Raw genomic sequence first — 19,092 nt, forward strand, 5'->3', positions numbered from 1 at the left:
ATGGGGGGCCAGGGGCGAAGCCCCGAGGAGAGGGGGCGCTCTTACAACTTGCTGATGGTGCTCGCGGCCCGAACCATGGGAGGGATGATCGACGACGGCGCGTACCTCCGTTTCCCGCACCTGCACAGCAACCTGCTCTGCTTCGTGGCCGAGGACGACCTGTGGCTCGCCCCGCTGCCCGGTGCGCAGGAGCCGTCCGGACGGGCGTGGCGGCTGACCGTCGACCGCACCCGCGTCGGACATCCCCGTTTCTCCCCCGACGGGGAGCGCATCGCCTTCACCACCTGGCGCAGCCTCGACCCCGAGGTCCATCTGGTGCCGGTGGGCGGCGGCCCCGCGCGGCAGCTGACGTACTGGGGCGCCACCGACACGCGGGTCTGCGGCTGGACCCCCGAGGGCGACGTGCTGGCCGTGGCCTCGCACGGCGAACCGTTCGCGCACCGCGCCTGGTCCTACCGCATTCCCGTCGAGGGCCCCGACGGGCCGCCCGCCGACCGTCCGGACGCCCCCTGCCCCGGCAGCAGACTGCCGTGGGGGCCGGTCTCGGACATCGCCGTCGCCGAGCAGGAGGGCGAGCGGCGCACGCTGCTGCTGACGGGCACGCCCCCGCACGAGCCCGCGAGCTGGAAGCGGTACCGGGGCGGCGCCACGGGGCGGATGTGGCTGCAAGGCGAGCGGCTGCTGCCCGCTCTCGAGGGACACCTGGACGCGGTGATGCTGGTCGGCGGGCGGGTCGCCTTCCTCTCCGACCACGAGGGCGTCGGCAACCTGTACTCCTGCCTCCCCGACGGTTCGGATCTGCGCCGCCACACCGACCACGACACCTTCTACGCCCGGCACGCCGCCACCGACGGGCGGCGGGTCGTCTACCAGTGCGCGGGCGAGCTGTGGCTGGTCGACGACTTCGCGCGTACGGCGCGCCCGCACCGGCTCGATGTGCGGCTGGGCGGCCAGCGCGCCGGGCGGCGCCCCTACCAGGTGCCGGCGGGCGCGCACCTGGACGGGCTGGCCGTCGACCCCACGGGCCGGGCGAGCGCGGTGGCGGTGCGCGGCAGCATGTACTGGCTCACCCACCGCGACGGTCCTGCGCGGGCCATCTGCGACACCCCGGGGGTGCGGTCGCGGTTGCCCGAGATGCTGGGCGGCACCGGGCGGATCGCCTACGTCACGGACGCGGACGGCGAGGACGCCATCGAGATCGCCGACCTCCCCCGCGCCACCCGGCAGCGGCCCGCCTACCGGGTGGCCGGCGGGCAGCTCGGGCGGGTACTCGAACTGGTGGCCGCCCCCTCGGGGGAGCGGCTCGCCGTCGTCGCGCACGACGGGCGACTGCTGATCGTCGACGTCCCCGATCTCGACGAGGACAGGTCCGCGCCCGAGGCCACGATCACCGAGGTCGTTCGATCGCACAACGGTCCCGTGCACGACCCCGCCTTCTCCCCCGACTCGCGGTGGCTGGCCTGGGCGCACCCCGGGGTGGGCCGGTCCCTGTCCTGCATCAGACTGGCGAAGGTCGCCGACCCGCAGGGGCCGGAGGGGGAGCGCACGATCCTCGACGTCACGGACGGCCGGTTCGAGGACGAGCAGCCCGTCTTCACCCGGGACGGGCGCTACCTCGCCTTCCTGTCCTGGCGCGGCTTCGATCCGGTCTACGACGTGCACACGGGCGATCTCTCCTTCCCGCTGGGCTGCCGCCCCTACCTGGTGCCGCTCGCCTCGGCGACGCTCTCACCCTTCGCGCTCAGCCCGGAGGGCCGCCCCGCCGCCGGCGGACTCGACCCGCAGGACGCGGTGGGCGCCGGCGGGGAAGAGGAGGGGCCCGAGGTGACGGTTCTCGTGGAGGCGGAAGGTTTGGCGAACCGCGTGACGCCCTTCCCGGTGACCGCGTCCAAGTACACGGCGCTGTGCCCGGTGGCGGGCGGCGGGCTGATCTGGCTGCGGTTCCCCATCTCGGGCGCCCTGGGCGAGACGTTCGTCAACCCGGCCGACACCTCGGGCCGGCCCACGCTGGAGCACTTCGACCTGACCACCGCCAAGCGCACCGAGTTGACCAGCGACATCGACTGGTTCGCGCTGAGCGGGGACGGCACCCGGCTGGTCGTGGCAGACGAGGGGATACTCCGCGTCGTCCCGGCCGGGCAGCAGGCCGACTCCGACAGCACCACCTACATCGACATGCGCCGCGTCCTCCACGACGTCGACCCGGCCGCCGAGTGGCGGCAGGCCTACGCAGAGGCCGGGCGGCTGATCCAGGCGTACTTCTGGGATCCCGGCATGAGCGGGGTCGACTGGGACGCCGTCCTCGACCAGTACCGCCCGCTGGTCGAACGCGTCGCCTCCCCTGACGAGTTCGCCGACCTGCTGCGCGAAGTTCTCGGCGAACTCGGCACCTCGCACGCCTACGTCACCCCCGCGCGGCGCGACGAGGGCCCGCCGCACTACCAGCGGCCCATCGGTTTCCTCGGCGCCGATCTGATCCGCACCCCCGAGGGCGACTGGCAGATCGGCCGCATCCTGCCGGGCGACTCCTCCGACTCGCGCGCCCGCTCCCCGCTGGCCGCCTCACCCGTGCGCGAGGGCGCGCTGCTCACCCACGTCGACGCCCGCCCCGTCGACATCCACAGCGGTCCCGCGCCCCTGCTGGCCGCGGCGGGCGGCACCACCGTCGAGCTGACCCTGGAGCAGGCGGGCCCGCGCCGGGTCGCCGTCGTCCCGCTGATCGACGAACGCCCGTTGCGCTACCAAGACTGGGTGGCCCGCCGCCGTGAGGTGGTCCGCGAGCTGAGCGGCGGGGAGTGCGGCTACCTGCACATCCCCGACATGGGCGGCTCAGGGTGGGCACAGTTCAACCGCGACCTGCGCCTGGAGGTCTCCCGTCCCGCGCTGATCGTGGACGTGCGGGGCAACGCGGGCGGCCACATCAGCGAGCTCGTCCTGGAGAAGCTGACCCGCACCATCCTCGGCTGGGACCTCACCCGCAACGCCGAGCCCGTCTCGTACGCCAGCAACGCGCCGCGCGGGCCCGTGGTCGCGGTCGCCGACGAGGCCACCGCCTCCGACGGCGACATGATCATCGCCGCGTTCCGGCAGCTCGGCCTCGGCCCCGTCGTCGGCGCCCGCACCTGGGGCGGCGTCGTCGGCATGACAGGGCGGCACCGGCTCGGCGACGGCACGGTGATCACCGTGCCCATGAACGCGGCCTGGTTCGAGGGCTTCGGGTGGTCGGTCGAGAACCGCGGCGTCGACCCCGACATCGAGGTCCTGCGGACGCCCCTGGACTGGGCCGAGGGGCGCAGTTCCGTCCTGGGGACCGCCGTGACCACCGCGCTCGACCTGCTGGAGCGGCACCCCGCACGCACGCCGCCCGGCTACGGGGACGTCCCCGACCGGTCGCGGCCGCCGTTGCCGCCCCGCCCCTGAGGGCCCCCGCGTCGACCCGCTACCCCTTTTGGCACGGAATGCACTATTCGCACCGGCGTGCGAAGGTGGAAGGAGCCCTTCAGGACAACACCGAAGGAGTACCGATGGGCCTCGCAGACCAGTTCAAGGACAAGATGGAGCAGCTCCAGCACAAGGGCAAGGAGAAGAGCTCCGGCGAGAAGTCGTCCGGCGACCGCGGACAGCAGGTCCGCGAGAAGGGCGAGGAGATGAAGGACAAGGCGCAGGACCGGGCACAGGAGTGGCAGGACAAGCAGGACAAGGGCGACCGGTAAGCGCCAGTACCCCTTCCAGTGACGGGTGCGGCCGGGCCCCGGCCCCCGAAGAAGGCAGGCCCGGGGCCCGGCCGCCCGTCGAAAAGGGCGGTTCTAGCGGGAGGCCCTGGACTTCTCGTCCGCCTCTCCCCCCGCCCCTACCAGGCCGGTGGCCACTCCGCCCGCCGCCTCGATCCGGCCCGCCACGGCCTTCATCTCGCGCTGCCCCAGCGGGCCCCCGATGACCGATGCGAGATACCCGCGTATGCCCTGCATGCCGCGCAGCCACCACTGGCCGTACACGTGGGGCGAACGGCGCTCGATGCCGTCGACGAGGCGGTCGACGGCGGGCCCCAGCGGGTAGGTCTTGTTGGTGGGCCACGGCAGCCGCTGCCGCACGTCGCGCATCACGTCGTCGGCGTCGGCCCCGCGCACCATGTCGGTGTCGGTCCAGCTCAGATAGCCGACGCCGACGCCGACGCCCTTGTAGCCGACCTCGGCGCGCAGACTGTGCGCGAAGGCCTCGACGCCGGACTTCGAGGCGCAGTAGGCCGTCATCATCGGCGCGGGCGTGATGGCCGCGAGTGAGGCGATCTGGAGGAAGTAGCCGCGGGACTCCGCCAGTACGGGCAGGAAGGCGCGTCCCGTGACGGCGCCCCCGATGAGGTTCACCTCGATGACGCGGCGCCAGGAGACGGGGTCGGAGTCCATGAAGGGACCGCCGGTGGCGACCCCCGCGTTGGCGACGGCGATGTCCACCTTGCCGAAGCGGTCCTTGACCTCGCGGGCGACCTCGGCCATGGCCTCGTGGTCGGTGACGTCGGCGTGCCAGTGGGCGGATTCGGTGTGGAGGGACTCGCTGACCCGCTTCAGCTCGTCGGGCTCAAGACCGACGAGGGCGATCTTCGCGCCGCGTGCGGCCATCTTGCGGGCGAGCAACGCGCCCACGCCGCGTGCCGCACCCGTGATGACGGCGACCTGTCCTTCGAGCCTGACCCGGGTCATGCGCTCTTCTCCTTCGTCGTGGCGGCACCGGCGCGCGTGGCGGCGTCCGCGGGGACGTCCGTGGCGTCGTCCGCGAGGGTGCCCGCAGGGGCGGTGAGGTGGTGGCTGACGAGCCCGGCGAGCACCTCGCTGACGGTCTCCGGCTCCTCCAGCGGCGTCATGTGCCCGCGCCGCTCCAGCCGGTGGACGCCCGTGCAGTCGGGCAGCAGCGCGGCCATCCGGTGGGCGTGCGGGAGGGGCGTGAGCCGGTCGTGGGTGCCGATGACGACGGCGGTGGGCGCGTCCAGGTGCGGCACCTTGGCCGACAGGTCGAGCCCGGCGAGCACGCCGCCCCACGCGGCCCGTACGCCCGTAGGGCAGGCGTGCACGATGCGCGCGGTCGCCTCGACGGTGGCGGGATCCGGCTGCGGGCCCAGCGTGCCGTACGCCAGGGCCTTGCGCGTCAGAGCGGTGACCGGGCCGAGGGGTGCGCTGGAGCCGAGCAGCGCGCGGTGGGCGTGGTGGCGCAACCGCTCGGAGCGGAACGGGATGACGCGGGCCTGTCCCGTCAGGTGCTGGGCACCGGTGCTGCACAGCATGAGCGCGGCGGCGTGCGTGCGCAGCTGTTCGCGGCCCGCCGCCGCCATGAGCGTCATGCCGCCCATGGAGTGGCCGCCGATGACGGCCTTCTCACCCGGTGCGAGCGCAGCGTCGAGGACGGCGCACAGGTCGTCGGCGAGCATCGCGGTGCTGTAGACCGCGGGGGTCGCCGCGGCGGGGCTGCGGCCGTGCCCGCGCTGGTCGTAGACGACGACGCGGTGCCCCGTGGCGGTCAGTTCGCGGATGACCGGCGCCCAGAAAAGGGTCGAGCAGGTCCAGCCGTGGGAGAGGACGACCGCGGGGTCGCCGTCGCGGCCGTGCACCTCGACGGGGAAGACCACACCGTCCCCGGAGCGCGCGGTCACCTCGCGCGCGGGCGTGGGCGGCGCGTAGCGTCCCGTGAGTCCGTCTGCCGTGGTGGTGGGGCGGCTCATCGTGCGTCCTCCCGTGCGTGGGCCGGCATGTCCTCCGCCGTGTGGAAGGCGTGAGTGGCCGCCCCCCTGCCGACGCTTCCGGCGAGCAGCGGCGCCTTGCGGCGCGCGCCCGTCCTCCCCGCGCCGGACCGGCGCAGCACCTCGTACTCCTCCAGCCACACCTCCCGCGTGATCTTGCGGAACTCCGCCGTGGTGCCGGGCCATACGGCCACCGGGCGGCCCTGTGCGTCCAGGTACCAGCTGGTGCAGCCGGTCTCCCACACGCTGGAGCTGATGCGTTCGCGCAGCTTGGCGTTGTAGGTGTGCTGGGCGATGGGCCGCACGTCCAGTGCCGCCTTGTCGCCGCCGCCGAGGGTGTCGAGCTTGCGCAGGTAGTCGACCAGGTAGTTGAGCTGGGCCTCGATGATCAGGATCATCGAACTGGTGCCGAGACCCGTGTTCGGCCCGATGACGAACAGGAAGTTGGGGAAGCCCGTCGTGGTCGTCCCGCGCAGCGCGTTCATGCCGTCCTCGGCCCAGGACTCGGCCAGCGTCTCCCCGTCCGCGCCCTTGACGAGATCGGCGACCGGCATGTCGGAGACGTAGAAGCCGCTACAGAAGACGATCGCGTCGACCTCCGCCTCACGCCCGTCGGCGGAGACGAGCGTGTTGCCGCGGATCTCCTTGAGCCCGGAGTCGATGACCTGCGTGTTGGACTGCGCGAGCGCCGGGTAGTAGTCGTCGGACACGAGCGTGCGCTTGCAGCCGACGCGGTAGTCGGGCGTCAGCTTGCGGCGCAGCTCGGGGTCCTTGACCGCGCGCTTCATGTGCAGCGTGGAGACCTTCTCCACGGCCGGCAGCAGTTTCGGGTACTTGGCGAAGACCTGGGTCTCCAGCTCGTGCACCCCCCACAGCGCGAGGCGGCGCAGCTTCTGGGTGGCCGGGAAGCGGGCGTGCAGCTTCTGCTCGGCCTTGGTGATGCGGCGGTCGTTGCGCGGCACCACCCAGGCGGGAGTGCGCTGGAAGACGGTCAGCTCGCCGACCACCGGCTGGATGGCGGGGATGATCTGGATGGCCGAGGCCCCGGTGCCGATGACCGCGACGCGCTTGCCCCGCAGGTCGTAGCCGTGGTCCCAGGTGGCCGAGTGGAAGACCTTCCCCTCGAAGGAGTCCAGGCCCGGGATGTCGGGCAGCTTGGGCTCGGAGAGCGGCCCCGTCGCCGAGACGACGACATCGGCGGTCAGCGCCCCCCGGGAGGTCTCCACCCGCCAGTGGAGCTCCTCCGCGTCCCAGGTCATCTGCTGGACCTCGGTGTCGAAACGGATGTGCTGGCGCAGCCCGAAGGTGTCGGCGACGCGCTCCAGGTAGGCGCGGATGTCCGGCTGGGGCGAGAAGCTGCGCGGCCACTCCGGGTTGGGCGCGAAGGAGAACGAGTACAGGTGCGAGGGGATGTCGCACGCGCACCCGGGATACGTGTTGTCGTGCCAGGTACCGCCGACGGCCCCCCTGCGTTCCAGGAGGACGAAGTCCGTCACCCCTGCGCGGCGCAGCCGCACGGCGGCTCCCAGGCCGCCGAATCCGGTGCCGATCACCGCCACCCGTACGTGCTCCTGCTCGTCCTCGGCCGCCATGCCGCCGCCTCCCGAGGTCTGTCGCATCCGTGCGCTGAGCGCTGTGTGCCTGGTGCTGTGTGGTGCCGTTTGGCGCCTGCCGTATGACCGTGCCAGTAATCACTGGCACGGTCTGAGAGTAGAGCAGCCGCATACTCATGGGTAGGGGTCGAGGGCGAGAAAGTTACCGGCGGTCGCACCGGGTCGCCGGACGGCAGGCGCCGCCTAGGCTGTGGCACGTGGCGAGCGCGAACGAGCAACACACGACGGACGAGCCGGGCAGCCGGAGCACGGACCCAGCGGACGGCGGATCCACCCCGCCCCAGCGGGAGTTCCGCGCCCACGAACTGGCAGCAGCGGCCGGCATCACCACCCGCACGCTTCGCTTCTACCGCGAACGCAAACTCCTCCCGCCGCCGCGCCGCGAGGGCCGCATCGCCTGGTACGACGCACACCACCTCGCCCGGCTGCGCAGCATCACCGCGCTGCTCTCACGCGGCCACACCCTCGGCGGGATCGCCGACCTGCTCGACGCCTTCGAGAAGGGCCGCGACGCCCGTTCCGCCGCCGAGGTCATGGGCCTCGACTCCGCCCTGGTCACCCCCTTCTCCGAGGAGACCCCCGTCCGCCTCACTCCGGAGGAACTCGCCGACTACTTCCAGGGCCAGGTGACCGTCGACAACCTGGCCGCCTCCCTGGACATCGGCTACGTCGCCATCGACGGCGACGAGTTCGTGCACACCAGTCGGCGCCTGCTCGACGGGTCGGCGGAACTCGTCGCCAAAGGCATCCCCCTGGCCGACGTGCTGGAGGCGGGACGCGCACTGCGCGAGCACACCGACGAGATCGCCGCCCTCTTCGCCCGCCTCTTCCGCACCCACCTGCTCCCCCGCCAGGAGAGCAGCGACCCGGCCGCCCTCAACGACCTCCTCACCCGTGTCGCCCCCACCGCCAGACAGATCGTCGAAGCCGAACTGGGCCTCGCCCTGGACCGCCGGGTGCGGGCAGAGCTGGAGGGGTGGCTGCGTGACAACCGCACGGAGCGGGAAGAGCACGACCGCGCGGACGGAGCCGAGGGCTAGGTTCTTCCGTCCGGGAAGGGCTGGGCCCGTGGGCGGTAGGGGCGTCAGGGGCGTCTGGGACGTCAGGGTTTCCGGGGCAACACGCGCATCCAGGGCGCCACGGGCATCGGAGACGTCAAGGGCCGAAGTCGACCGTCACCGGGGCGTGGTCGCTCCACCGCTCCGTGTGGGTGGCCGCACGCTCGACGTATGCCTTCAGCGCCCGCCCGGCCAGACCCGGCGTGGAGACGTGGTAGTCGATGCGCCAGCCCGTGTCGTTGTCGAAGGCCCGCCCCCGGTACGACCACCACGAGTAGGGCCCCGCCACCTCGGGGTGCAGCGAGCGGACCACGTCCGTGTAGCCACCGTCCTCGGGGTCGAACACCCGCGAGAGCCAGGACCGCTCCTCGGGCAGGAACCCCGAGTTCTTCTTGTTGCCGCGCCAGTTCTTCAAGTCGGCCTCCTGGTGCGCGATGTTCCAGTCACCGCAGACCAGCACCTCCCGCCCGGACGCCGCCGCCCGCTCCCTGAGAGCGCACAGGTAGGGCAGGAAAGCCGCCATGAAGCGTTCCTTCTCGTCCTGCCGCTCCGTACCGACCTCTCCGGAGGGCAGGTAGAGGCTGGCGACGGTCACGCCCGGCAGATCGACCTCCACATACCGGCCGGCGGCATCGAACTCGGAGACACCGAACCCCACCCTGACGGCGTCCGGCTCGCGCCGCGTGAGCAACGCCACACCCGACCGCCCCTTGGCCGACGAGGGCGCCCAGAACGCGTGCCATCCCTCGGGGGCCCTGACCGCCTCCGGCAGCTGCTCGGGCTCCGCCCTGACCTCCTGGAGGCAGACGACGTCCGCTTCCGTGGCCGCCAGCCACTCCGCGTAGCCCTTCTTGGCCGCGGCCCGCAGCCCATTGACGTTGACCGTGCTCACCTTGCGCAAAACGTGCTCCCCGTGGACTCCCGGACTACCCGCACCCTACGTGGCACGCCCCCGCTCCCCACGGGCCAGGAGCTCCGCCCGTGGCCGTCGACGCCCGCCGGTGTCCGCTTACGCTTTCCCGTATGCAGATCGTTCCGGTCCCCTTCGACCACCCGGACGCGCGGAAACTCAACGACCTCGTGCTCCAGGAATACACACAGCGCTACGGCGACCCGGAAGGCGACGCGACCCCGCTGGCCCCGGCGATGTTCCGGCCCCCGCGCGGCCTGTATCTCCTGGCCTACGACGACGCGCAGCAGCCCGTCGCCACGGGTGGCTGGCGCGCCATGGACGCCGGCCGTACGGCGGCCGGCGACGGCAACGAGGGCGGCTCCGACGAGGACGGGGAGAACTACGCGGACGGCGACGCCGAGCTCAAGCGCATGTACGTCGTGCCCGACGCACGTGGACACGGCCTGGCGCGGCGCATCCTCGCCCTGCTCGAAGACGATGCCCGCGAGGCGGGGCGGACGCGCATGGTGCTGGAAACCGGCGTCCACCAGCCGGAGGCGATCGCGCTGTACACCTCTTCCGGCTACGGGCCGGCGCGGGAGAAATTCGGGCACTACCGGTTCCACGAGGAGAGCCGGTGCTTCGAGAAGTCACTGGACGACACCCCTTTGTGAGTCCGCTCCCCTGCGGGAACCCGGTCCCCCTCTGTGAATCCGGCCCTCTACGGGAATCCTGTTCGCTGACCTGATGCGCCGGCCTGGGGCGACGTCCTGGTCCGTCAGCCTTCCTCGGGAACGTCGTCCACGGGGGGAGTCTCCGGCTCGCCCCGGGCGAACTCCGCCGCGACCGCGATGCCCAGATCCTCCATCGAGGCCACTCGCACAGAGCCGTTTTCGACACCCTCCAGCGCAGCGGTCAGGGCGCGCCCCGGCGGCATCTCGATCCAGCGCTCGGCGCCGCTCTCCCGCAGTGCCGTGACGGTCTCCGTCCAGCGCACCGGCAGCGCGACCGACCTGGCCAGATCGTCGAAGACCCCGTTCGCGTCGCCTGTCAGGCACGCCCCGCCGGTGCACGTCACGTACGGCAGCTCGTGCGGGCGGCGCCGCACGGTGGCCAGGTGCTGTGCCATGCGGATGCCGAGATCGTGCGGGGGCTCCTGCGCCCGCTCCAGCAGTTCGGCGCGGATCCTGACCGCCCGCAGCGCCTCCGAAAGAGTGAGCAGCCCAGCGGATACGGCGGCGGCGAAGGCGCCGGCCCCGTGTCCCGTCACCACAGCGGGCCGCACCTCCTCGTCCTCCGTGAGCGCGCGGGCCCCGGCCACACCGGCGATCAGCAGGCAGACGTGCCGTGCCACCTCGGACGACGCGAGCGCGTCCGCGGTGTCGAGCTCCGCGACCCCTCCGGGGTGCTCGCACTCGGCCTCGGCCAGTACGGTCGCCGACGCGGCGGTGTCGGGCAACCGGTGCAGCGTGCCCGGCCGCAGCGAGCCGGTACCGGGAAAGAGGAACGCGACGTTCATGCGGCCACCCTTTCCTGCCCGGCCCCGCTATGCCAGCCACCCCTCCCACACGCCCTGCCCCGACCACCCTCCGGTTGCCTCGGATGTCCCGTGGTCCCGTCGTCGCGTCGTCACCCCCTTTGGACGTCCCACCGTCCCCTTCGGACGTCCCGCCGTCCCCCTCCGGACATCCCCTCGTCGTCCCTCCGGGCGCCCCGTCGTCCGGTCGCCGCCCGCTGCGGATGCCGAGCGTCCACGGAGCGCCGATGGTGGGCGTATGACGGAATACATCGTGTTCGCCGATTTCACCGAACGCGGCACCCAGGCGGCACTGCGTGCGCTCGACAGGCTGGAGGCCGCGCACCGCGCCGGAACGGTCGCGCTGCGCGAGGCGCGCGTGATCGGACGGAACGCGGAAGGGGAGGCGGAGATCGTCGGCGAGGTGGACGACACCGGCAGCGCCACCGGCTTCGCCGTCGGCGGTCTGATCGGTGCCCTCGTGGGGCTGATGGGAGGCCCTGCGGGGGCGCTGCTGGGGTTCGGCGCCGGCGGCCTCATCGGCGGCGGGCACGACGCGCGACGGGTGATCGAGACGAACGAGGGCCTGGAGGAGTTGACGGCGGAGATCCCGCCGGGCAGCACCGTGGTGGTGGCGGACCTCGACGAGGAGTCCACCGACCCGGCCGACGCGGCTCTGGGGCCCGGAGTGAGCCGCTACCTGGCTTCCCGGGTCCGCAGGGACCTGGAGGACACGCTCTCGAGTCCGCAGGTGCCGCCGAACGCGTCGGACGCCCCCACGGGGCCGATCACCGGGCACGAGGCCGGTCCCTCGGGGGAGGGCGAGAGCGCGCGGGAGAGCGGCGGGGAGGAGCACTGGTGGCGGCGGTAGCACGGAAGGATCAGGGCATGGGCCTGGCGTGGGGCGTACTGATCGTTTCCGGATGCCTGGAGACCCTGTGGGCGACGGCTCTGGAGGCGTCGAAGAACTTCAGCCGTCTGTGGCCCTCTCTCCTCTTCCTCGTCGCCCTCGCCGCCAGCATGGCGGGACTGTCCTACGCCGTGTCGCAGATCCCCCTCGGCACGGCGTACGCGGTGTGGGTGGGGATCGGCGCGGTCGGAACCGCGCTCTACGGGATGGCGGTGCTGGGCGACTCGGCGACGGTGACGCGGCTTATGTGTCTGCTGCTCATCGTCGGCGGAGTGGTGGGATTGAAGCTGCTCCACTGAGACCGCCACAGGCGCGACGGCGACGACTGCGACGGGCGACACCTCGCCCCTGTCGGCGCGCCCTGCCCAGAGCGTCCGCTCGGCGGCGCGGCCGGCCTTCTCCGCCAGAGGTCACACCACTTTTGCGGGTTCTTTACATGTCCCTGCCAGCTCATTAGGTTGACGCCCGCGCACCACCGTCCCGCTCTTCTCCAGCCAGGGGACCGGCGGACGGCAGCCGGCTGCTTCTCCCGCCTCGCCCGCCCGCCGCCCCGCTCCGAAAGGCAGGCCCATGACCCCCACACGCCGTGCCCTCACCGCCCTCCTCGGAACCGCCGCAGCCGCCGCTTTGACGCTCACCGGCGCGGGGAGCGCGCAGGCCGCCGCGGGAGCGTCCCCCGCGGACGTGTCCCGCAGCTCCGCGCCGCCCGCCGCAGCGGCCCCCCAGCTCCTCGCCAAGCTCACGCACGCGCAGGCGACCGCCAAGTTCCGCGGCGCGGGTATCACCTGGACCTCCAGCGGCGGCTGTTCGGACCGCAACACCCCGACCTGCACCTCGTTCGACGGGCTGCGTTCCCAGACGGCGGACGGCGCGGTCACCCTGAAGAGCGCGTCCGGCTGTGCCGTCCGTCTCACCGGCGGCACGGAGACGGGCCACGCCTCGGGCACGTACAGCCACTGGAACGGCTACAAGCTCGACATGTCGCTCTCCAGCTGCCTGGACAACTACATCACCGGCACCTTCACCTCCATCGGCGGTTCGAAGTGGAAGTCGGGCTCCGGGAACGTCTACTACCGCGAGGGCAACCACTGGGACGTCACCTACTACAACTGCGGCGGCTGCTAGCCCGGCAGGAAGACCGTCGGCAGGCGCTCCGGCAAGGGGCGCACAGCGCGTCCAGTGCGCCCAGTGCGCCCAGTGCGCCCAGTGCGCCCAGTGCGCCCAGTGTCATGGTGCGCACTGGGCGCACCTGTGGGGCCGTCGCGTGGCCTGCGCCGCGCCCGTCCCGGCAGCGGCGCCGGTGCGCGCCCGGGCGCCGGAGCGCTGTCCGGCTCATGGCGCGCTCGGCGCACTCTTACGGCTGCGCCCTGTAGAGGGCTGTCGCGAAAGAGGCGGTGACCCGGACCGGTTCGGACAGCGCGCTCACGCGCGCCCGCAGCTCGTCCGGCTCGACGTGGCGCGCGGTGGGCCCCATGAAGACGAGGTTTTCCACGTCCTGCCGCGACATCTCCACGGTGTACTCCAGGGCCTTCGCGCACTCCCTCGCGAAACGTGCGCTCAGGGTGCGCTCCAGACGCTCTTCCTTCTCCGGGTCGATCTCCAGCAGGCCCAGCCGCTCCCGTAGTTCAGCCAGGTGCCGCCGGGTCGGTGTCACGACCAGCAGGGCTCCCCCAGGACGCAGCACCCGGTGGAACTCCGCACCGTTGCGCGGGGCGAACACGTTGAGGACGACGTCCACGCACCCGTCCTCGACGGGGAACGGCCGCCAGACGTCCCAGCTCGCCGCGCCCGCCCGGGGATGTGTCCGCGCGGCGCGGCGCAGCGCGTACTGCGACGTGTCCAACGCCAGCCCGACCGCGCCCGGCGCCGCGTCCAGCACGGCCGCGAGGTAGTGCCCCGTACCGGCCCCGGCATCGAGAACCGTGCTCCCCGCGGGCAGGTCCAGCGAGGCAGCGGTCCGCGCGAGAGCGTCCGTGAGCGGCCCGTAGTGCCCCGCGGCCAGAAATTCCGTCCGCGCCCCCACCATGGCCGCGCTGTCGGCGTTGACCGTGCGCTTCGCGCCGGACAGCAGGCTGACGTATCCCTGGCGTGCCACGTCGAAGGTGTGCCGTCCCGCGCAGCGCAGTGACCGGTCCGTCACATCGAGCGGCCCCTGGCAGACGGGGCACCGGACGACGCTGCCCGCCAGCAGCTCCCACGGACCACGCCAGGCGCTGACGTCACGGCGGGCGGTTTCCTGGCCGGCGATCGGCGGTTCGGACATCGGGGCTCTCTCGGGCAGCGGGCGGCCTCCCAGGCTACCGCCGTGTTTCCCACCGCCACGCGCCCTCGGGCACCGCGGGGGAAGCCGGACGTACCGCCAGGGTGCATACGGGAGCGTTGCCGGGGACTACGGGCGCTGAGGGGATTCTCCGGACTCCCCCTGCGGACGCTCGCGGAACGCCCCGGAGAACCGGTCCGCCGCCTCGCCCCGCAGCCTGCCCGGCGGCAGGGCGCGCCCGAAGGCGACGAGCAGCAGGTCCTGTGCCGCGCCGCGGACCGGCATGCCGGAGGCGCCACCGTACGACCACTCGAGATCGTCCGCGCGCAACGCGACGCCCGTGAGGTCGGCGCCGAAGAACTTCAGGCTCCGCGGTGTGACGCCCTCCAGCAGCAGGCGGACGCGTTCCAGGGGAACGCGCCGCTCGTGCCCCAGTGCGACGGTGATGTCCAGCCCGTGCACCACGTCGTGTCCCAGCGCCGCCGTCGGACCGCCCACGGGCGGTGTCCAGGGGTGGTGGGCGTTGTCCCGCAGAGCCGCCGCCAGCTCCGCCTCGCTCATGGCGGCGGCGTCCCGACGGGCGCACGTGTCGGTCATCCTGTGCAGCCGGCCGCGTGCCCGGAGGAGTTCGCGCACCATCTGGGCGCGCCCTGTGCGGAATCCGAACGACATGTGGGCGGCCACTTCGCGCACGCGCCACCCTGTGCACAGTGAGGGTGCCTCCCATTGCTCCTCCGTCAGCCCGTCCAACAGCGCGGCGAGTTCCACGCGTTCGTCTGCGATCGCACCCCTGATGTCCACGCCGCTCCCGCCTCCCCTGTCGACCCGTTGTGCTGTTCCCTCCCCAGCCTGGGTGGCCTCCGAGGTATAAGTCCAAGACAGGCTTCTTCTCCTGTGCAGAAGCGCCGGTTATGAGCTGTCTAGCCTGTTTCCCATGGACCTACGTCAGCTCCAGCTCTTCGCCGCTGTCGCCGAAGAGGGCAGCTTCACCCGTGCCGCGGCCCGTCTGCACCTGGCCCAGCCGGGCGTCAGCGCCCGCATACGGCAGCTCGAACGCGAGTTGGGCCACGTGCTGCTGGACCGTTCCGGCGCCGGACGCTCCGGCACCGGCCGCTCCGGCGGCTCCCCTCGTGCGGGCCGGCCCGTGACGCCCACCCGGGTCGGCGAGGCCGTGCTGCCGTACGCCCGGGCCGCGCTGGAGGCCGTCGAGAACGTCCGGCACGCCGCTGACGCCTTCACCGGGCTGCTGCGCGGACATGTCTCCGTCGGACTCGTCTCCGGCGCGACGGACGCCCGGGGCAGGTTCGACATCGCCTCCGTACTGGCCGACTTCCACGACGAGCACCCGCACGTGGAGATCGCACTCACCGAGGACACCTCGGACCGCATGCTGCGCGCACTGCGCCACGGCGCACTCGACATCGCGGTCGCCGGACTGCCCGACGGGCACCCGCCGCCGGGCACCGACGCGGACATCGTGGTCGACGAGCCGGTGGTCGTCGCCGTCGCGCCCGACGACCCGCTGCTGTCGGAAACCAGGCCCCTGCGCTGGACGGCCCTGCGGGACCGCGCCCTGATCAGCCTGCCCCGCGGAACGGGGCTGCGCGGCGTGCTGGAACAGGTGTGCGCGCAGGCGGGTTTCCAGCCGCGGGTCGCCTTCGAGGCCGCGGCGCCGCCACTGCTCGCGCAGCTGGCGGCGCGTGGGCTGGGCGTCGCCGTCGTACCGGGCATGCCGCCTGAGGCGGCGTTTCCCCTCGGCCTGCGCACCCTGCGCCCGGCCCCGGAGGCCCGCGCCCGGATCGGCCTCACGTGGCGCACCGGAGGCCCCGCGAGCCCCGCGGCCCGCGCACTGCTGGCGCCCCTGCGAGCAGCGCTCACCACACCGCGCTCGGACGGCGGGCCCGACGCCTTGGAGGAGTGGAGACGGTGAGCTGCTTTCCGCAGACCGTGGGGGCACAGGCACCGACGGCCTTGCCTGCACCAATGGCAACGGTGCTTCCCGGCCCGGTGGCTCGGAACCCTCCGGAGGGTTCCGAGCCGACCGCCTCAGGGTCCGCGAGACCTCAGTCGCCGATCCCGGCGTACTCCTCGATGAGTTCCACGGCGCGCCGCGTACCGCCCTCAGCGCGTGCCTGGGCGCTCAGTCCGGCCGATCGGCGTGCTACCTCCGGATCGTCGGCGAGGGCGGTCAGGGCCGCGCGCAGCCGTTCGGGAGTGGCCTCCTCGGTGTCGATCCGCCGCGCGACCCCCAGGGACACCAGTCGGTCCGCGTTGTCGAACTGCTCCGCTCCCTGCGGTACGGCGATCATCGGCGTCGCGGTCAGCAGCCCCTCCGCGCTGCCGCCCATCCCGGCGTGCGTGACGAAGGCGTCGGCCTGCTCGAGGATCGCCAACTGCGGCACCCACGAGTGCACTTCCACGTTGCCGGGAACGGGCCCCAGCTGCGCCGGCTCCGTGTACTTGCCGATCTGCAACACGACGTGCCAGCCGGGCAGCCCGCCGAACGCCGCCACACAGCGCCGGTAGAACTCCGGCTGGCGGGTGTAGGCGGAACCCAGCGAGACCAGCAGCACCCGCTCGGCGCCCTCCGGACGCTGCCAGGTGCCGCGCGCCCCGGGAGCACCGAAGCAGGGACCGACGAAGCTGGCACGCTCGCTGTCCACCTCGTCGGCCTTCGGCTGCATGACGCGGGGGATCAGCGCCAGCGCCCGCGGGGGCAGACTCATGTACGTGGCGACATCCGTCGTGGTGGCGCCGCAACCCGCCAGCCAGGAAGCGTATTTGGCCAGGTAGGCGTCGGCGCCCGGCAGCGCCCACAGGTGCGCCCCGATGTCGTCTTGATAGCTGTCCCAGGCGACGAACGTGGGCGAGAGCTGCATCACCGGGCGGCTCTGCGCCTCGGCCAGGGCCCGCGTCGCCATGGCGCCGATGTCGTGCAGATAGAGATCGGGGCGGTCCTGGTCGTAGAGGGCACGCAGCTGGGGCAGCGCGCCGATCGAGTCGTCGAGGAAGACCTCCATGGCGGCGATGGGGTCCTCCGGCCACGTGTTGTCGGCCACGGGCAGCGTGGAGTGGTACGGCAGGAACTCCGCGCCGGTGGAGGTCACCAGATCGGCGACGGCCGGGTCGTTGGCGTACGTCACCCGGTGGCCACGCGCGACGAGCGCCCGGACGACCTCCAGGCTGGGCAGCACATGGCTGACGGCGGGAATGCCGATCATCGCCAGATGACCGGGCCGGGCGGCGCGAGGGAACGCCGGAACGTCCGGACGGACCTCGGCTTGCGGATCCTGGGAGGCTCGTGACGCCTGGGCGGAGGCGTGCGGGGTGCGGGTCATGAGTGATCACTCGTTTCAGGTCTACGGATCTCCGCCGCGGCACCCGGCGGCGCACGACCTCACGGGCCTCACAGGCCGAGGGGCCTCGCCTCACAGGGGCATACCTGTGGCGGGTGCTCTTGTGACGGAATGGACACACTCAGCGGGCCGGAGTGCGATAACACACCCGGCGCGCCACTGCGGGACGGGGCGTCGCCCCGCGCGCGTCAGCCGTAGATCTGGTGAAAGTACATGTGCCTCACTCTAATGCCGTAGCGGCCGGCCACGCACGGATTAATCGCGACCTGACAACCGCATGCTCATAAGTCTGAGTACTGCGAACAGGGGTTTCCGCTGGCTGGAGTAGTCGTTGACGAGTTGTGACCGAAACGGTCGTATCCGCCCATCCAAGCCGGTCACCGCGGGCGGCCACTGGTCGCCACGTACGGCACGGGAACCGCTGCCGGGGGGCCACTTCCGACAGCGCGTGCGCGGGTCGGACCGCTTCCCGGCACCGTCGTCTGAACCTGCCCTCAGAGAAGAGAGTTCAGTCTTGACCGAGACGTCGCACACGTACGCGTCCTACGCGCCCCGTGAACCGGACGCCGGCCTGCCCGGGCCGCGCAAGCCACCCTTCGTGGACGTGAACGCGGCGTACGGGGAGGGCACTTCCGCGTTCATGCACGACGCCTACCCCCGTGCCGGCGCCGCGACGGGCCTGACCGACACCGGAACCCTCGGCCTCACCCGCTTCTCCTCGCCGCACCCCGAGCGCGACGAGTACCGGGAGCAGGCCGAGCACACCGACCTGGAGACGGAGCTCGCCCGTTTCCTCAACACGGTCGAACAGCATTCCCTCGCCGACACGGAGGCCGCCCTCACCCGGGCAAGACACCGCAAGGACGGCCCCCTCGAGCGGGTGAAGCAGCAGCACAGGTCCGACCTGACCTGGCGGCGCGCCCTGAGCGCGTTCTCCATCACCCTCACAGCGATGATCGTGCTCCTGGTCAGCTTCCTGGGCGCCAAGGCGTCCTACCCCTCCCTCTACAGCCTCGCGCAGGAGTCCGCGCCCCCCGGCGTCGCCCACGCCTGGCCGCTGCTGATCTACGCCCCCTGGGTCGCCGCCACACTGTCGATCCTGCGCACCCGCGCCTACCGCCGCCGCACCGTGCACTCCTGGCTCGTCGTACTGTTCTTCGCCGCCGTCGCCTCACTGCTGTGCGTCGCCGACGCGCCCGCCACCCCGGCCGGCATCGCGGTGGCGGGACTCCCCCCGATCACTGCCCTGCTCTGCTTCCACCAGCTCGTGCGGCAGCTCGACCTGCCGCCCGTGCCGGCCGCGCCCTCCCGCCACGCCCGGCCGCCCAAGGGCACCAACCGCCACCGCTCGGCGGGCTGACCGGCCCAGCGACCAACACGCCCCTTGACGGCACCGAGCCGCCGGCCGCCCTGTACGCACCGGCCGCCCGTGGCGTCGAGCGCCCACCCTCCGTGCGGACGGCGGGACGGTTACACCGTCCCGCCGTCCGCACCTGTGTGCGCCTTTCTGCTGCCCTTCGTCCCCAGACCCGCACGGACCCCCACAGAGCGCGAAAACGAGGGACGCCCAGCACGGCTGGTGCGCATTGCCGACGGTCGCGAGGGTGCCGCTGTCACGTCGCTGCCGTACAACGCGAAAAGTCCCTGCCGGATGACTCCGACAGGGACTCTGACGTGCGGTGGACCTGAGGGGATTTGAACCCCTGACCCTCTCGTTGCGAACGAGATGCGCTACCGGACTGCGCCACAGGCCCTTGCG

At 72.5% G+C, this 19,092-nt stretch carries 17 protein-coding genes and 1 tRNA gene; 9 read left to right on the forward strand and 9 right to left on the reverse strand.

What is annotated here, in order from left to right:
* Positions 1-75 precede the first annotated feature (75 nt).
* On the forward strand, positions 76-3,420 hold the full coding sequence (locus DQ392_RS05200; RefSeq protein WP_114014332.1) for a S41 family peptidase: 3,345 nt from the start codon (positions 76-78) through the stop codon (positions 3,418-3,420).
* 104 nt (positions 3,421-3,524) lie between these two features.
* Positions 3,525-3,713 carry a hypothetical protein gene (locus DQ392_RS05205; RefSeq protein ID WP_114014276.1) on the forward strand — a complete coding sequence of 63 codons (189 nt, stop codon included), beginning with the start codon at positions 3,525-3,527 and terminating at the stop codon, positions 3,711-3,713.
* 93 nt (positions 3,714-3,806) lie between these two features.
* On the opposite strand, the gene DQ392_RS05210 is transcribed toward DQ392_RS05205, so the two are convergent.
* The 3 genes from DQ392_RS05210 to DQ392_RS05220 are packed head-to-tail and all read right to left on the reverse strand — an operon-like array spanning position 3,807 to position 7,320.
* Positions 3,807-4,697: an SDR family oxidoreductase gene (locus tag DQ392_RS05210; protein WP_114014277.1), complete on the reverse strand. Its 891-nt coding sequence runs from the start codon at positions 4,695-4,697 to the stop codon at positions 3,807-3,809.
* On the reverse strand, positions 4,694-5,710 hold the full coding sequence (locus DQ392_RS05215) for an alpha/beta fold hydrolase (protein WP_114014278.1): 1,017 nt from the start codon (positions 5,708-5,710) through the stop codon (positions 4,694-4,696). The genes DQ392_RS05210 and DQ392_RS05215 overlap by 4 nt, the downstream gene beginning before the upstream one ends.
* Entirely contained in the window at positions 5,707-7,320 is a 1,614-nt protein-coding gene (locus DQ392_RS05220) for a flavin-containing monooxygenase (RefSeq protein ID WP_114014279.1), read from the reverse strand. The genes DQ392_RS05215 and DQ392_RS05220 overlap by 4 nt, the downstream gene beginning before the upstream one ends.
* Before the next feature lie 218 nt (positions 7,321-7,538).
* Between DQ392_RS05220 and DQ392_RS05225 the strand changes: the two genes are divergently transcribed.
* Positions 7,539-8,381, forward strand: coding sequence for a MerR family transcriptional regulator (locus tag DQ392_RS05225; RefSeq protein WP_245981191.1), 843 nt, complete (start codon positions 7,539-7,541; stop codon positions 8,379-8,381).
* Positions 8,382-8,496: 115 nt separating this feature from the next.
* Here the strand turns inward: DQ392_RS05225 and DQ392_RS05230 are convergent, their stop codons facing one another.
* A complete protein-coding gene (locus DQ392_RS05230; protein WP_114014281.1) occupies positions 8,497-9,300 on the reverse strand; it encodes an exodeoxyribonuclease III in 804 nt (267 codons plus the stop codon).
* A 122-nt stretch (positions 9,301-9,422) separates the two neighbouring features.
* On the opposite strand from DQ392_RS05230, the gene DQ392_RS05235 reads away from it, so the two are divergent.
* Entirely contained in the window at positions 9,423-9,965 is a 543-nt protein-coding gene (locus DQ392_RS05235) for a GNAT family N-acetyltransferase (protein WP_114014282.1), read from the forward strand.
* Positions 9,966-10,069: 104 nt separating this feature from the next.
* On the opposite strand, the gene DQ392_RS05240 is transcribed toward DQ392_RS05235, so the two are convergent.
* A complete protein-coding gene (locus DQ392_RS05240; RefSeq protein WP_114014283.1) occupies positions 10,070-10,810 on the reverse strand; it encodes an ACP S-malonyltransferase in 741 nt (246 codons plus the stop codon).
* Positions 10,811-11,066: 256 nt separating this feature from the next.
* Between DQ392_RS05240 and DQ392_RS05245 the strand changes: the two genes are divergently transcribed.
* From DQ392_RS05245 to DQ392_RS05255, 3 genes are all read left to right on the forward strand, one after another.
* Positions 11,067-11,678: a DUF1269 domain-containing protein gene (locus DQ392_RS05245; RefSeq protein ID WP_114014284.1), complete on the forward strand. Its 612-nt coding sequence runs from the start codon at positions 11,067-11,069 to the stop codon at positions 11,676-11,678.
* Positions 11,679-11,695: 17 nt separating this feature from the next.
* Positions 11,696-12,016, forward strand: a complete 321-nt coding sequence (locus tag DQ392_RS05250; RefSeq protein ID WP_281272953.1) for a DMT family transporter — start codon at positions 11,696-11,698, stop codon at positions 12,014-12,016.
* Between the two features lie 271 nt (positions 12,017-12,287).
* Positions 12,288-12,842 (forward strand): hypothetical protein, encoded by a 555-nt coding sequence (locus DQ392_RS05255; protein WP_114014285.1) that lies wholly within the window; start codon positions 12,288-12,290, stop codon positions 12,840-12,842.
* A 229-nt stretch (positions 12,843-13,071) separates the two neighbouring features.
* On the opposite strand, the gene DQ392_RS05260 is transcribed toward DQ392_RS05255, so the two are convergent.
* Positions 13,072-13,980 (reverse strand): putative RNA methyltransferase, encoded by a 909-nt coding sequence (locus DQ392_RS05260; protein WP_114014286.1) that lies wholly within the window; start codon positions 13,978-13,980, stop codon positions 13,072-13,074.
* A 126-nt stretch (positions 13,981-14,106) separates the two neighbouring features.
* Complete coding sequence (locus tag DQ392_RS05265; protein ID WP_114014287.1) at positions 14,107-14,778, reverse strand: maleylpyruvate isomerase family mycothiol-dependent enzyme; 672 nt, start codon at positions 14,776-14,778, stop codon at positions 14,107-14,109.
* A 133-nt stretch (positions 14,779-14,911) separates the two neighbouring features.
* On the opposite strand from DQ392_RS05265, the gene DQ392_RS05270 reads away from it, so the two are divergent.
* Positions 14,912-15,907 carry a LysR family transcriptional regulator gene (locus tag DQ392_RS05270; protein WP_114014288.1) on the forward strand — a complete coding sequence of 332 codons (996 nt, stop codon included), beginning with the start codon at positions 14,912-14,914 and terminating at the stop codon, positions 15,905-15,907.
* A 133-nt stretch (positions 15,908-16,040) separates the two neighbouring features.
* On the opposite strand, the gene DQ392_RS05275 is transcribed toward DQ392_RS05270, so the two are convergent.
* Positions 16,041-17,198 carry a macrolide family glycosyltransferase gene (locus tag DQ392_RS05275; RefSeq protein ID WP_114014334.1) on the reverse strand — a complete coding sequence of 386 codons (1,158 nt, stop codon included), beginning with the start codon at positions 17,196-17,198 and terminating at the stop codon, positions 16,041-16,043.
* Between the two features lie 649 nt (positions 17,199-17,847).
* Here DQ392_RS05275 and DQ392_RS05280 point away from each other — a divergent pair.
* The gene (locus tag DQ392_RS05280) at positions 17,848-18,693 is read left to right on the forward strand and encodes a DUF2637 domain-containing protein (RefSeq protein ID WP_114014289.1); all 846 of its coding nucleotides are present in this window, start codon (positions 17,848-17,850) and stop codon (positions 18,691-18,693) included.
* 320 nt (positions 18,694-19,013) lie between these two features.
* Here the strand turns inward: DQ392_RS05280 and DQ392_RS05285 are convergent.
* Positions 19,014-19,087 (reverse strand) — tRNA-Ala (locus DQ392_RS05285).
* Positions 19,088-19,092: the final 5 nt, after the last annotated feature.

The sequence above is a fragment of the Streptomyces reniochalinae genome, from assembly GCF_003323735.1.
Lineage (GTDB): Bacteria > Actinomycetota > Actinomycetes > Streptomycetales > Streptomycetaceae > Streptomyces > Streptomyces reniochalinae.